This is a genomic window from Vibrio echinoideorum, from assembly GCF_024347455.1.
Lineage (GTDB): Bacteria > Pseudomonadota > Gammaproteobacteria > Enterobacterales > Vibrionaceae > Vibrio > Vibrio echinoideorum.
The window spans coordinates 3,202,791-3,217,188 of the sequence record NZ_AP025483.1; the positions used below are offsets into that span (position 1 = coordinate 3,202,791).

The following is a 14,398-nucleotide window of genomic DNA, read 5'->3' on the forward strand; positions in this document are numbered from 1 at the left end:
GGTCACTCAGTTCATTGAAATCAAGTTTGTTACCGAAGTAACTGTTACTACCTAAGTAATAACGTTTTGATATTCATCAACGAGTGCCCACACAGATTGATAGGTTTAAATTGTTAAAGAGCGTGTTCTCTAAAAAGAGAACGCTTTCAGTGCCTTAGCACTTAAGCAGGACGCGTATAATACGCTTTCCACTTTGAAAGTCAACATAAAACACTAAGAAAACTTAGAACTCTATGGTGACTTGTCTATTAAATAGACAAAGTCGAAATTAAAGCCTGGCGATGTCCTACTCTCACATGGGGAAACCCCACACTACCATCGGCGCTATTGTGTTTCACTTCTGAGTTCGGCATGGAATCAGGTGGGTCCACAATGCTATGGTCGCCAAGCAAATTTTAAAATTCGGAAAGCTTATTTAAAAGTTATATCTCTTCAAACTCATTCAAGGTCTGTCTTTGAGTCCACAAAACCCCTTGGGTGTTGTATGGTTAAGCCTCACGGGCAATTAGTACAGGTTAGCTCAATGCCTCGCAGCACTTACACACCCTGCCTATCAACGTCGTAGTCTACGACAACCCTTTAGGACACTTATAGTGCCAGGGAAAACTCATCTCAAGGCTCGCTTCCCGCTTAGATGCTTTCAGCGGTTATCGATTCCGAACTTAGCTACCGGGCAATGCCATTGGCATGACAACCCGAACACCAGAGGTTCGTCCACTCCGGTCCTCTCGTACTAGGAGCAGCCCCTTTCAATTTTCCAACGCCCACGGCAGATAGGGACCGAACTGTCTCACGACGTTCTAAACCCAGCTCGCGTACCACTTTAAATGGCGAACAGCCATACCCTTGGGACCGACTTCAGCCCCAGGATGTGATGAGCCGACATCGAGGTGCCAAACACCGCCGTCGATATGAACTCTTGGGCGGTATCAGCCTGTTATCCCCGGAGTACCTTTTATCCGTTGAGCGATGGCCCTTCCATTCAGAACCACCGGATCACTATGACCTGCTTTCGCACCTGCTCGAATTGTCATTCTCGCAGTCAAGCGGGCTTATGCCATTGCACTAACCACACGATGTCCAACCGTGTTTAGCCCACCTTCGTGCTCCTCCGTTACTCTTTGGGAGGAGACCGCCCCAGTCAAACTACCCACCAGGCACTGTCCGTAATCCCGATTCAGGGACCAACGTTAGAACATCAAAACTACAAGGGTGGTATTTCAAGGACGACTCCATCACATCTAGCGACGCAATTTCATAGTCTCCCACCTATCCTACACATGTAGGTTCAATGTTCAGTGCCAAGCTGTAGTAAAGGTTCACGGGGTCTTTCCGTCTAGCCGCGGGTACACTGCATCTTCACAGCGATTTCAATTTCACTGAGTCTCGGGTGGAGACAGCGTGGCCATCATTACGCCATTCGTGCAGGTCGGAACTTACCCGACAAGGAATTTCGCTACCTTAGGACCGTTATAGTTACGGCCGCCGTTTACCGGGGCTTCGATCAAGAGCTTCGTCCGAAGACTAACCCCATCAATTAACCTTCCGGCACCGGGCAGGCGTCACACCGTATACGTCATCTTACGATTTTGCACAGTGCTGTGTTTTTAATAAACAGTTGCAGCCACCTGGTATCTGCGACTCTCGTCTGCTCCATCCGCAAGGGACTTCACTGATAAGAGCGTACCTTCTCCCGAAGTTACGGTACCATTTTGCCTAGTTCCTTCACCCGAGTTCTCTCAAGCGCCTTGGTATTCTCTACCCGACCACCTGTGTCGGTTTGGGGTACGATTCCTTACAATCTGAAGCTTAGAGGCTTTTCCTGGAAGCATGGCATCAATGACTTCACTACCGTAGTAGCTCGACATCGTATCTCAGCGTTAGTAGTGGTCCGGATTTACCTAAACCACCCGCCTACATACTTGAACCTGGACAACCGTCGCCAGGCCCACCTAGCCTTCTCCGTCCCCCCATCGCAATTGTAAGAAGTACGGGAATATTAACCCGTTTCCCATCGACTACGCCTTTCGGCCTCGCCTTAGGAGTCGACTTACCCTGCCCCGATTAACGTTGGACAGGAACCCTTGGTCTTCCGGCGAGGGAGTTTTTCACTCCCTTTATCGTTACTCATGTCAGCATTCGCACTTCTGATACCTCCAGCAGCCCTTACAGACCACCTTCAACGGCTTACAGAACGCTCCCCTACCCCACATACCCTAAGGTACGTAGCCGCAGCTTCGGTGTATAGCTTAGCCCCGTTACATCTTCCGCGCAGGCCGACTCGACCAGTGAGCTATTACGCTTTCTTTAAATGATGGCTGCTTCTAAGCCAACATCCTGGCTGTCTGAGCCTTCCCACATCGTTTCCCACTTAGCTATACTTTGGGACCTTAGCTGGCGGTCTGGGTTGTTTCCCTCTCCACGACGGACGTTAGCACCCGCCGTGTGTCTCCCGGATAGTACTTACTGGTATTCGGAGTTTGCAAAGGGTTGGTAAGTCGGGATGACCCCCTAGCCTTAACAGTGCTCTACCCCCAGTAGTATTCGTCCGAGGCGCTACCTAAATAGCTTTCGGGGAGAACCAGCTATCTCCAGGTTTGATTGGCCTTTCACCCCTAGCCACAAGTCATCCGCTAATTTTTCAACATTAGTCGGTTCGGTCCTCCAGTTGATGTTACTCAACCTTCAACCTGCCCATGGCTAGATCACCTGGTTTCGGGTCTAATCCTAGCAACTGTACGCCCAGTTAAGACTCGGTTTCCCTACGGCTCCCCTAAACGGTTAACCTTGCTACTAAAATTAAGTCGCTGACCCATTATACAAAAGGTACGCAGTCACACCACGAAGGTGCTCCTACTGCTTGTACGTACACGGTTTCAGGTTCTATTTCACTCCCCTCACAGGGGTTCTTTTCGCCTTTCCCTCACGGTACTGGTTCACTATCGGTCAGTCAGTAGTATTTAGCCTTGGAGGATGGTCCCCCCATATTCAGACAGGATATCACGTGTCCCGCCCTACTCGTTTTCACTGATTATGATGTGTCGGTTACGGGGCTATCACCCTTTACTGCGAGACTTTCCAGACTCTTCACCTGCATCATTAAAAGCTTAAGGGCTAATCCAATTTCGCTCGCCGCTACTTTCGGAATCTCGGTTGATTTCTCTTCCTCGGGGTACTTAGATGTTTCAGTTCCCCCGGTTTGCCTCCTGTTGCTATGTATTCACAACAGGATACGTGCTTATGCACGTGGGTTTCCCCATTCGGAAATCCCAGACTCAAAAGGTTATTACTACCTAATCTGGGCTTATCGCAAGTTATTACGTCCTTCATCGCCTCTGACTGCCAAGGCATCCACCGTGTACGCTTAGTCACTTAACCATACAACCCGAAAGGGTCTTAGTGTATGGCAACTAACCAAGGTTTTTGGTTGTCATCAAGAAGGGTTAATTCCTGATAACTGTTTGCCGGACTCAATTGTGAATCAATGTAAACATTGATTCGAATACAAGACACTTGAATGTGTTTGTTGTGTTTATCTAATGAAAGATAAACATTGAGAACTTTTAAATTTGATTGAATTACTCGTAAGTAAATCAATCAGTCAGCTTTCCAAATTGTTAAAGAGCATAAAGCAAAAAGCTTTAATCAATAACTTACGTTATTAATTAAAGCTCTGGCTTTAACTAAATCTAAACCATCAATCTGTGTGGACACTCATCGTGACTATCTTCGTATAAGGAGGTGATCCAGCCCCAGGTTCCCCTAGGGCTACCTTGTTACGACTTCACCCCAGTCATGAACCACAAAGTGGTGAGCGTCCTCCCCGAAAGGTTAAACTACCCACTTCTTTTGCAGCCCACTCCCATGGTGTGACGGGCGGTGTGTACAAGGCCCGGGAACGTATTCACCGTGACATTCTGATTCACGATTACTAGCGATTCCGACTTCATGGAGTCGAGTTGCAGACTCCAATCCGGACTACGACGCACTTTTTGGGATTCGCTCACTATCGCTAGCTTGCTGCCCTCTGTATGCGCCATTGTAGCACGTGTGTAGCCCTACTCGTAAGGGCCATGATGACTTGACGTCGTCCCCACCTTCCTCCGGTTTATCACCGGCAGTCTCCCTGGAGTTCCCGACATTACTCGCTGGCAAACAAGGATAAGGGTTGCGCTCGTTGCGGGACTTAACCCAACATTTCACAACACGAGCTGACGACAGCCATGCAGCACCTGTCTCAGAGCTCCCGAAGGCACACCTGCGTCTCCGCTGGCTTCTCTGGATGTCAAGAGTAGGTAAGGTTCTTCGCGTTGCATCGAATTAAACCACATGCTCCACCGCTTGTGCGGGCCCCCGTCAATTCATTTGAGTTTTAATCTTGCGACCGTACTCCCCAGGCGGTCTACTTAACGCGTTAGCTCCGAAAGCCACGGCTCAAGGCCACAACCTCCAAGTAGACATCGTTTACGGCGTGGACTACCAGGGTATCTAATCCTGTTTGCTCCCCACGCTTTCGCATCTGAGTGTCAGTGTCTGTCCAGGGGGCCGCCTTCGCCACTGGTATTCCTTCAGATCTCTACGCATTTCACCGCTACACCTGAAATTCTACCCCCCTCTACAGCACTCTAGTTCACCAGTTTCAAATGCAGTTCCGAGGTTGAGCCCCGGGCTTTCACATCTGACTTAATGAACCACCTGCATGCGCTTTACGCCCAGTAATTCCGATTAACGCTCGCACCCTCCGTATTACCGCGGCTGCTGGCACGGAGTTAGCCGGTGCTTCTTCTGTTGCTAACGTCAAGATGCGCAGCTATTAACTACACACCCTTCCTCACAACTGAAAGTACTTTACAACCCGAAGGCCTTCTTCATACACGCGGCATGGCTGCATCAGGCTTTCGCCCATTGTGCAATATTCCCCACTGCTGCCTCCCGTAGGAGTCTGGACCGTGTCTCAGTTCCAGTGTGGCTGATCATCCTCTCAGACCAGCTAGGGATCGTCGCCTTGGTGAGCCATTACCTCACCAACTAGCTAATCCCACCTAGGCATATCTTGACGCGAGAGGTCCGAAGATCCCCCTCTTTGGCCCGTAGGCATTATGCGGTATTAGCCATCGTTTCCAATGGTTATCCCCCACATCAAGGCAATTTCCTAGGCATTACTCACCCGTCCGCCGCTCGACGCCCATTAACGCACCCGAAGGATTGTTAGTGTCGTTTCCGCTCGACTTGCATGTGTTAGGCCTGCCGCCAGCGTTCAATCTGAGCCATGATCAAACTCTTCAATTTAAGATTTTGTGACTCAACGAATACTGACTTCAAAACTAATATTCATTCGAAAATGAACATGTAATTCTAAAGCTATTACCATTCCAACAGAATGGTAATGAATTGACTGTGCCAAAATTAAGTAAACTTAACTTTGTATTGGTCACTCAGTTCATTGAAATCAAGTTTGTTACCGAAGTAACTGTTTTATCCAAAGGATAAAACGTTTTGATATTCATCAACGAGTGCCCACACAGATTGATAGGTTTAAATTGTTAAAGAGCTTCTCTTCGTTGTGACTTACATCACTTCGGAAGAGGCGGCCATTCTAGCGTTTTAATTCTCAGTGTCAAACACTTTTGAAAATTAATTTCTACTTCTAAAAAGTAGGAGCGAATAATCGCTTAAAGCTAGTTGCCTTACTAACATTCTTCGCTGAAGCCTTGTGGCGTCTACCGTGTCAGTGAGGCGGCATTATAGAGATGTTCCTCACATTGGCAAGTGTTTATTAAAGAAAAATGTAAAAATAACGGTTATATGACGAATAAACACTCAAAGCCTTATTTATGCAAGTTTAACTACAAAGTACATACAGAATAACCACAGACTTATCCACAATTGCTCTAATTTTCATCCTAGAAACTAAAAAAGCTGCCTTGAGGCAGCTTTTTTAATGGCAATGAGTCTAAATCCCAGAGCCATATTGCTCTCCATCGTCTTCATGGAGACCACATTCTCGTTTTAGACCATTAAAACGGGTTTCTTCTTCAGTCATACCCGGTTCCCATTTCTTAGTCGTATGAGTATCTCCAACAGAAAGGTATCCCTGTTCGCGAAGTGGGTGGTAGCTGAGGCCATGCTCTTCTAAGTAATAATGAACATCTTTATTTGTCCAATCAATTACTGGCAAGAACTTAAACACACCATTTTGGATAGATAAGATAGGCAAGTTTGCACGCGATTGAGATTGCTCTCTTCTCAACCCAGAAAACCAAGTGCCAGCCTCGAGTTCATCCAGCGCTCTTCTCATCGGTTCAACTTTATTAAGCTTGTTGTACTTCTCTATCCCTTCTATACCTTGCTCCCAAAGTTTGCCATATTGCGCTTCTTGCCAATTAGGGCTCTGCTGAGAACGAAAAACTTGAAGGTTTAGAGTCAACTTCTGACTTAACTCATCAATAAATTGATACGTTTCCGGGAATAGATACCCAGTGTCCGTAAGAATAACCGGAATATCTGGTTTTGCTTGAGTCACTAAGTGCAGCATCAACGCCGCTTGGATTCCGAAACTAGAAGACACAACATGTGTCCCTTCTAAATGTTCGAGTGCCCACTTAACTCTTTCTAATGCGGTTAGCTGCTCTAACTCAGCATTGATTTGTCCAAGACGAAGTATCTGCTCCGTCTTAGTCAATGCGAGTAGCTCTGCTAACTTCAGTTTTGAAGCGACAGAATTATGCATGCAGATCCCTCTTTGAAATGATCACCTCTTCGATGATGCCAGCTCGGATTGTAAAATCACCGAACCCTTCATTGTCTTTACGTTCAGTAGCCCAACGTCCCACCAGCGAATCAATATCTTCTAAGATCTGAGCTGAAGTGATGTTCTCTTTATACATCTTCGGGATACGCGTTCCGGCTTTGTTGCCACCTAAGTGCATGTTGTAACGCCCCGGAGCCTTACCGACTAACCCCAGTTCAGCCAACATTGCACGACCACAACCGTTTGGACAGCCCGTGATACGAAGGATGATGTTATCTTCTTCTGGTAATCCATGTTTCTTCAGAATGTCTTCAACATCCGTTACAAACTCAGGAAGAAAACGCTCAGCTTCTGCCATTGCTAAAGGACATGTTGGGAATGCCACACAAGCCATTGAGTTTTTACGCTGCTCGGAAACGGCATCATCCATCAGACCGTATTGACGTGCCAGCTTTTCAATTTTTGCCTTTTGGCTCTTAGGCACACCTGCAACAATTAGGTTTTGGTTCGCTGTCATGCGGAAGTCACCTTTGTGGATCTTCGCTATTTCAGCAACACCTGTTTTCAGCGCTTTCCCAGGGAAATCAAGTAAACGACCATTTTCGATGAATAACGCTAAGTGGTGCTTACCATCAATGCCTTCCGCCCAACCGATACGATCGCCACGGCCAGTAAACTCATAAGGACGGCTTTCAGAAAACTCAACGCCTGCACGTTTTTCTACTTCTGCTTTGAATACATCAATACCAACACGGTCTAGTGTGTATTTGGTTTTTGCGTTCTTACGGTTCGAACGATTACCCCAATCACGCTGAGTCGTTACCACCGCCGCAGCTACATCTAACGTCTTCTCTAATGGCACAAAACCAAAGTCGTCAGCCTTACGCGCATAAGTAGAAGTATCGCCGTGCGTCATTGCAAGACCACCGCCCACTAATACGTTAAAGCCCACCAGCTTTCCGTCTTTAGCAATCGCGATGAAGTTAAGATCGTTAGCATGAACATCTACGTCATTTTGCGGAGGAATTACAACCGTCGTCTTAAACTTACGTGGTAGGTAGTTGCTACCTAAGATAGGTTCTTCATCCGTTGTTGCTAGCTTTTCACCATCTAACCAGATTTCTGCATAAGCACGAGTCTTAGGTAATAGATGTTCACTGATCTTTTTCGCCCACTCGTAAGCTTCTTGATGGAGCTCGGACTCAACCGGGTTTGTCGTACACAAAACATTTCGGTTTACGTCACCCGCAGTCGCAATGGAATCAATACCAATACTGTTGAGTGTTTGGTGCATTAACTTAATGTTCGGCTTCAACACACCGTGAAACTGGAAAGTTTGACGAGTTGTGAGACGGATAGAACCATAAGAGGTGCTTTCATCTGCGAATTTATCAATCGCGAGCCACTGCTTCGGAGTAATAATGCCGCCAGGCATACGCGCACGCAGCATGACATTATGTAAAGGTTCTAGCTTTTGCTTGGTACGTTCATTACGGATGTCACGGTCATCTTGCTGATACATACCGTGGAAACGAATTAACTGAAAGTTATCGGCAGTAAAGCCACCCGTAATTCTATCTTGGAGATCTTGTTCAATCGTACCGCGAAGGTTTTTACTTTCACGCTTCAGACGTTCATTGTCAGCCAAAGGTCCCAGTACTTGACCTAGCACTTCTTGCTCTATTACTTGCTTGCTCATTAGTACACATCCCTTTGGTAACGTTTCGCTTTGCGTAAATCATTAATATATTGTTCAGCTTGCTCGCGGCTCTGATCGCCATGTTTTTCCGCAATTGTAACTAACGCTTCATGAACATCTTTCGCCATTCGAGTCGCATCGCCACATACATAGAGGTACGCGCCCTCTTGAAGCCATTGCCAAACCTGAGCTGCTTGTTCGATTAAGCGATCTTGAACATAAACCTTTTCTTTTTGGTCACGACTAAAGGCAACATCAAGCTTGGTCAGCGCACCAGATTTAAGGCACTTCTGCCATTCAACTTGATATAAGAAATCTTGAGTGAAAGTTCGGTCACCAAAGAAGAGCCAACTTTTGCCTTCAGCATCATTGTTTTCACGCTCTTGAACAAAACTGCGGAACGGTGCGATACCGGTACCCGGGCCGACCATGATGATTGGCGTATTGTCGTCTTGTGGGAGTTTGAAGTTATTGTTGTTCTCTACAAACACCTTCACTTCACCACCTTCTTCAAGACGTTGAGCTAAGAAGCTAGAAGCTCCGCCTAAACGGGATTCATCGCCCTTTTGGTATTCAACCAGACCAACCGTCAAGTGAACTTCTTCATCTACTTCTGCTTGGCTTGATGCAATAGAGTAGAGGCGTGGAGTTAACTTACGTAGTAGACCAATCAATTCATCAGCCGATAGCTTGGTCTTCTTCTCTGCTAGCACATCGACAATTTGAGTGTTACCCGCATATTCACGAAGCTTGTCTTTATCTTCCACCAGCTTGATCAACTTCTTGCTGCCCGATAGCTCAGCAAACTTAGACACAAGTTGAGGGTTTGAAGATGTAATCTCGAATTTACTAACGAGTGCGCTGTGGACAGATAAGTTGTCACCATCGACGTCAACACTTTCGATACCAGACAACCCAACCTTAGAAAGGATCTGATTTGCGAGTTCTGAACTGTTTTCAAACCATACACCTAGCGCATCACCAGGTTGGTAAGTGATACCTGACTCATCAAGATCAATCTCGATATGACGAACATCTTTGCCCGAGTCGCGACCCGTGATCTTTTGACTCGTCAGTAATGTCGCCGTGTATGGGTTTTGTTTGGTGTATTGCGAATGACCAGCGGCCACTTGACCAACAGGTAATTGAACCACATCGGCTTCAGTGCCTGTCGATAACGTCTCTTTTACTTGCTCTAATGCTTTAGCACGCCATTCCGTTGCTGATGCTTCGTAATCAACATCACAATCAAGACGGTCAACAAACGATTTAGCACCAAGCTTAGCTAAGAAGTTATCGAAGTCTTTCGCGGTTTGGCAGAAGAACTCGTAGCTTGAATCACCTAAACCAATCACACCGTATTGTAGGTTTGATAATTTTGGTGCTTTCTTCGATTGTAGGAATTCGTGCAACTCAATGGCGTTATCAGGAGCTTCACCTTCGCCATTAGTTGAAGCAACAAAAATGACGTGTGTCTCTTTGGCTAGGTTCTTACCTTTATAGTCACTTGCATCGAAAAGCTCAACAGCAATACCTAAGGCTTTCGCTTCTGCTGCAAGTGATTCAGCAACACCTTTAGCATTACCCGTTTGAGAAGCGAAGATAATACTTAACTTACCCGCAGGTTTAACCGCGACTGCAGCGGCAGCTTGAGCAATTGGCGCAGCTGCACCGACAGGCTGAGCTTGGCTCACACCCCAAAGGTAGCCGCTGACCCATGCCAGTTGTTGAGAAGATAATTCAGAAACAGTGTGTTGAAGATGACCCAGTTGTTGGTCATTAAGTGGAGCTGCCAGCCCAGGTAACTCATTAGTTCCAGACTGTGCATTATTATTTTGTGAAGACTCTTTCTTATTTAAAGACATGGTCACGACATCCCTAATCATTGCGTGACAATAGATTAACCACTCCCTTTAATAACTAGAAAGAATAGAAACGTATGTTTTATAACTTTTTGGAAGTAAAAAGCGATTGAACACTAAATTGATTATTGGTTTTCAATCCGGACTTGTTGAAAGCCAACCGCCATTGCCGACTTTGATGCTAAATCTAGATCAGCGTAATGGCACTCTTCACCATGAACATCGGTAAGCAGAACGAAGCCTCCTCCCATATGGCGAAACTCGACAACCCACGTCCCTTCTTGAATCGAGGGCTCAATAACCGCTTCAACTAACAGATTTTCTCGATACAAATTTCGTAATTCATTGAGTGTCATATTTCATCCCTTGCTTTGACCTCACAACATAGACCTTATAAGAATAGACGCTAATTAGATCTCTGTATTAAGGATGGTCGAAAGTGATGAATGTGCTAACTAATTCCAGAAAGATATATACCCAAGTAACCAATAGATATAAAAAAACGCCACTTAATAAAGTGGCGTTCTTAAAATTCGTTCTTAATGAGCTTGAATAGCCTAGAAGCGCACTTCTGCACCAGCGAACCAGCCATCGACCATGACAAACTCTTTACCTAACTCTGAAGAGAAGAACTCTTCAGACTCAAGGTCGATCACACGGTAGCCACCACGCAGTGCTATCTCGGTTTCCGCTACAGGGATTCGGTACTGAACACCAGCCATCAAGTCAGTACTTTTAATACCACTGCTATCACCAAACTCCATCGTACCGATGATATCGAATTGAGTATTAGGCACGTTGATCTCTGCGTTACCGTAGAAACTCCACGTAAACTCATCAAAGGTTGATGTTTTCGCACCGGTCGCTTTTGGTTCGATGTAATTCGAGTTTGAATACTGTGTAAACGTCACACCTGCATCGAAGTTCATCAACTTATGCTCTAACAATGTGTAGTAGAACGTGTAGTCGTACTTATCGAAAGCCAATGAATCGGCGTCAACAGAGGTATAACGGAAACTAGCGTTTGGTAGCATTGGGGCATTATGCTCAAATGCGAAATACAACGAAGGTGAGTTAGAGTCGTCATCTTGTCTAACTTCGTTTAGTTTTGTACTTCCCCACCACATATCGGCACCGACTTTAGCCGTGTAAGAAAACTCTTCTTCAGCAGACACTGCCGAACTTAAAGATAGCATTCCCACTAAAGCAATTAATGGCATTTTATTCATTTGAGATAGCTCCAATTCCATATCGTTGTGCTAATTGTATGCACATTCATAGATTATTGGGGAAAATTCTATCACACATCTTAAATACTAAAACGATAAACCGCTGACGAGTAAAGATTTAACGGCACCATGACCTTAATATCTTTTTTGGTTAGAACTGTGTACAAAGTTTTTGAAAAACCACACACCGATTGCAATCACGATCAACCAAGGTAACAACTTAAACACGACACCCATCATACCTAAAACCAGCATTACGACTAACGCGACTCCAGTGGCAGCCAATACCGTCATAAACGTAATACCAGTGACAAGTAGAGTTGCGACGAAAATAAGAACAAAGATTAATTCAAACATAATGGTCTCCCTAATGAGTTAATGACCTATCTTTCCTACTTTCTAACATTGCAGCTTCCATACCAAGTTAGTGAAACCAATAAAACCCTTACTTATCAGGCAAATAAAAAGCCACACATCTAAATGCGTGGCTTTTAAAGAAACTATCAATGGTAAATTTAGCCTCTAGTGGCGAATTTAGCCTTAGATTTTTAAGCTTAAGTTTTTAAGCTTAGGTTTTTTAGCTCGAACTTTTAACCTCGAGGGAGGTTATACGTTTAGCTCTTTAGGGATCTTAGCTAATGCTGTCTGCATCACTTCGATACCTGCACCTTTCTTATGTGCGTTTTCACTGATGTAGCGACGCCATTGTCTTGCGCCCGGCATACTTTGGAACAAACCAAGCATATGACGAGAGATGTGTCCTAAGCTTGCACCATTTGAAAGCTCACGCTCAATGTACGGGTACATTTCTTCAACCACTTGTGAGCGCTTCTTGATTGGCGTGTCTAAACCAAAGATCTGCTGATCGACTTCAGCCAAGATAAACGGGCTATGGTAAGCCTCACGACCGATCATCACACCATCAAGGTGTTGCAAGTGCTCTTTAGTTTGCTCCAGAGTAGTAACGCCACCATTCACGGCAATCACAAGATCAGAGAAGTCTTTCTTGATTTGGTATGCACGATCGTAATCTAGCGGTGGAATCTCTCGGTTCTCTTTCGGGCTAAGACCACTCAACCATGCTTTACGAGCATGAATAGTAAATTGCTCACAGCCGCCTTTTTCAGAAACCGTCGAAACAAACTTAGTTAAGAACTCATAAGAGTCTTGGTCGTCGATACCAATACGCGTTTTCACGGTAATTGGAATATCAGTGACTTCTTTCATCGCCGACACACAATCTGCCACCAGCTCAGGCTCAGCCATTAGGCAAGCACCAAAGCGGCCATTCTGAACTCGGTCTGAAGGGCAACCGACATTAAGGTTGATTTCATCATAGCCACGCTCACCAGCAAGCTTGGCACAAGCAGCCAGATCAACCGGGTTTGAACCGCCGAGTTGAAGCGCAAGAGGATGTTCTTGTTCGTTATATTCTAGAAAATCGCCCTTACCATGTAAGATCGCACCTGTTGTTATCATTTCCGTGTACAGAAGCGTCTGCTGAGAAAGCAAACGGTGAAAGTAACGACAGTGACGGTCAGTCCAATCGAGCATGGGTGCAACAGAAAGTCGGTTACTAGCGTATTTACTGGTTTTATTAGTGTTTGTCATGATTCAGTCTCAATTAATACTGTACAAACATACAGTGAATTACCTAGAATTAAACGGAATTACTTCCTGTAGTACCCCTCAAGTACCCCTTTAGGAGTTGGACAATGGCAAGTTATACCATCGAGACCAGAAAGCTAAAAAGCGGTGAACCAAGGTTCAAGGTAACAATCATCGTTAAAAAGAATTCGCGCATTATACACAGGGAAAGCAAAACTCTAAAAAAGAAAGCACTCGCTAAAGCTTTCGGTAAAAAAAGGGTAGCTGAACTAGAAGCTCAAGGGGTACTCAATCAGCCAAAAACAGTCCCCCTTTCGGTACTCCTCGATTTGTTCATGGCTGAGCGTGATCTCTGGGACAATACAGGCCGAACAAAACGCTACGTTATTAAAATGCTTAGGGATTGCGACATAGCCCAAGTTGAGAGTAATCAGCTAAGAACTAGCGACTTAATCGAGCACTGTAAAAATAGAAGAGGCGCAGGAGCCAAACCCGCAACGATTTATCATGATATTGCTTACCTACGTTCTGTCATGAAAAAGTCTAAACCTGTCTTCAACATCGACACCAATCACCAGATATTTGATGAAGCCGTACCTGTTCTAATTGATATGGGGTTAGTCGGCAAGAGTCAGAAACGAACACGTCGCCCTACTTCTGAAGAACTGAAACTCTTAAAGCTTGGATTAGAACAACGTGAGTCTTTTCGTCCAAACGGCACAACTCGAATCCCATTCACCGATATTCTTGAATTTAGCATTCTTACTTGTATGAGAATTGGTGAAATCTGCAAGCTGCGTTGGGAAGACCTCAACCAAGAACATAAAACGATACTCGTTAGAGATAGAAAAGACCCAAGAAAAAAAGAAGGGAATCACATGATTGTTCCGTTACTTGGTGAATCCTATGGGATCGCGCTAAAACAACCAGATAAATGTGAGCTTATTTTCCCGTACAACTCACGAAGTGTTAGCGCAGGCTTTCAGAGAGTTAGAAACGAATTAGGCATTGAGGACTTGAGATATCACGACTTGAGAAGAGAGGGGGCTAGTAGATTATTTGAAAAGGGCTACTCGATTGAAGAAGTAGCCCAAGTAACAGGACACCGAAATCTAAATATACTATGGCAAGTTTATACTCAGCTCTACCCATCACGGTTACACTCAAAATCGTAACAAAAGAACTAAATAACCAATTTAGTCTCCCATAAATAATTTCGATTTAAGAGCAACAACCGCTCTTTTTGCTT

8 protein-coding genes and 3 rRNA genes are annotated in these 14,398 nt (G+C 45.2%); 1 reads left to right on the forward strand and 10 read right to left on the reverse strand.

The genetic code is table 11. The features are described from left to right. Positions 1-273: 273 nt before the first annotated feature. From rrf to dusA, 10 genes are all read right to left on the reverse strand, one after another. A 5S ribosomal RNA gene (rrf, locus tag OCV36_RS14350) occupies positions 274-389 on the reverse strand. Positions 390-484: 95 nt separating this feature from the next. Further along, a 23S ribosomal RNA gene (locus OCV36_RS14355) occupies positions 485-3,378 on the reverse strand. A gap of 356 nt (positions 3,379-3,734) precedes the next feature. Then, positions 3,735-5,289 (reverse strand): 16S ribosomal RNA (locus OCV36_RS14360). Together the 16S, 23S and 5S rRNA genes form the textbook arrangement of a ribosomal RNA operon. Before the next feature lie 664 nt (positions 5,290-5,953). Continuing rightward, positions 5,954-6,730 (reverse strand): phosphoadenylyl-sulfate reductase, encoded by a 777-nt coding sequence (locus tag OCV36_RS14365; protein WP_017073463.1) that lies wholly within the window; start codon positions 6,728-6,730, stop codon positions 5,954-5,956. After that, positions 6,723-8,450, reverse strand: a complete 1,728-nt coding sequence (gene cysI, locus OCV36_RS14370) for an assimilatory sulfite reductase (NADPH) hemoprotein subunit (RefSeq protein ID WP_135459090.1) — start codon at positions 8,448-8,450, stop codon at positions 6,723-6,725. Before cysI ends, OCV36_RS14365 begins: the two co-directional genes overlap by 8 nt. Further along, positions 8,450-10,315: an assimilatory sulfite reductase (NADPH) flavoprotein subunit gene (locus OCV36_RS14375; RefSeq protein ID WP_135459087.1), complete on the reverse strand. Its 1,866-nt coding sequence runs from the start codon at positions 10,313-10,315 to the stop codon at positions 8,450-8,452. Before OCV36_RS14375 ends, cysI begins: the two co-directional genes overlap by 1 nt. A 122-nt stretch (positions 10,316-10,437) precedes the next feature. Beyond that, positions 10,438-10,668 (reverse strand): hypothetical protein, encoded by a 231-nt coding sequence (locus OCV36_RS14380; protein WP_017073465.1) that lies wholly within the window; start codon positions 10,666-10,668, stop codon positions 10,438-10,440. Between the two features lie 201 nt (positions 10,669-10,869). Continuing rightward, entirely contained in the window at positions 10,870-11,541 is a 672-nt protein-coding gene (locus OCV36_RS14385) for a TIGR04219 family outer membrane beta-barrel protein (RefSeq protein ID WP_029224841.1), read from the reverse strand. Between the two features lie 135 nt (positions 11,542-11,676). After that, positions 11,677-11,898: an envelope stress response protein PspG gene (gene pspG / locus OCV36_RS14390; RefSeq protein WP_135459086.1), complete on the reverse strand. Its 222-nt coding sequence runs from the start codon at positions 11,896-11,898 to the stop codon at positions 11,677-11,679. Between the two features lie 249 nt (positions 11,899-12,147). Beyond that, positions 12,148-13,152 (reverse strand): tRNA dihydrouridine(20/20a) synthase DusA, encoded by a 1,005-nt coding sequence (gene dusA / locus OCV36_RS14395; protein WP_004735817.1) that lies wholly within the window; start codon positions 13,150-13,152, stop codon positions 12,148-12,150. 104 nt (positions 13,153-13,256) lie between these two features. On the opposite strand from dusA, the gene OCV36_RS14400 reads away from it, so the two are divergent. Next, positions 13,257-14,324 carry a site-specific integrase gene (locus tag OCV36_RS14400; RefSeq protein WP_135459084.1) on the forward strand — a complete coding sequence of 356 codons (1,068 nt, stop codon included), beginning with the start codon at positions 13,257-13,259 and terminating at the stop codon, positions 14,322-14,324. Positions 14,325-14,398: the final 74 nt, after the last annotated feature.

Coding starts and splice junctions, on each gene's coding strand:
- OCV36_RS14375 (WP_135459087.1), bottom strand. CDS start 10,315: ATGTCTTTAAATAAGAAAGAGTCTTCACAAAATAATAATGCACAGTCT.
- OCV36_RS14385 (WP_029224841.1), bottom strand. CDS start 11,541: ATGAATAAAATGCCATTAATTGCTTTAGTGGGAATGCTATCTTTAAGT.
- OCV36_RS14400 (WP_135459084.1), top strand. CDS start 13,257: ATGGCAAGTTATACCATCGAGACCAGAAAGCTAAAAAGCGGTGAACCA.
- pspG (WP_135459086.1), bottom strand. CDS start 11,898: ATGTTTGAATTAATCTTTGTTCTTATTTTCGTCGCAACTCTACTTGTC.
- OCV36_RS14365 (WP_017073463.1), bottom strand. CDS start 6,730: ATGCATAATTCTGTCGCTTCAAAACTGAAGTTAGCAGAGCTACTCGCA.
- OCV36_RS14380 (WP_017073465.1), bottom strand. CDS start 10,668: ATGACACTCAATGAATTACGAAATTTGTATCGAGAAAATCTGTTAGTT.
- cysI (WP_135459090.1), bottom strand. CDS start 8,450: ATGAGCAAGCAAGTAATAGAGCAAGAAGTGCTAGGTCAAGTACTGGGA.
- dusA (WP_004735817.1), bottom strand. CDS start 13,152: ATGACAAACACTAATAAAACCAGTAAATACGCTAGTAACCGACTTTCT.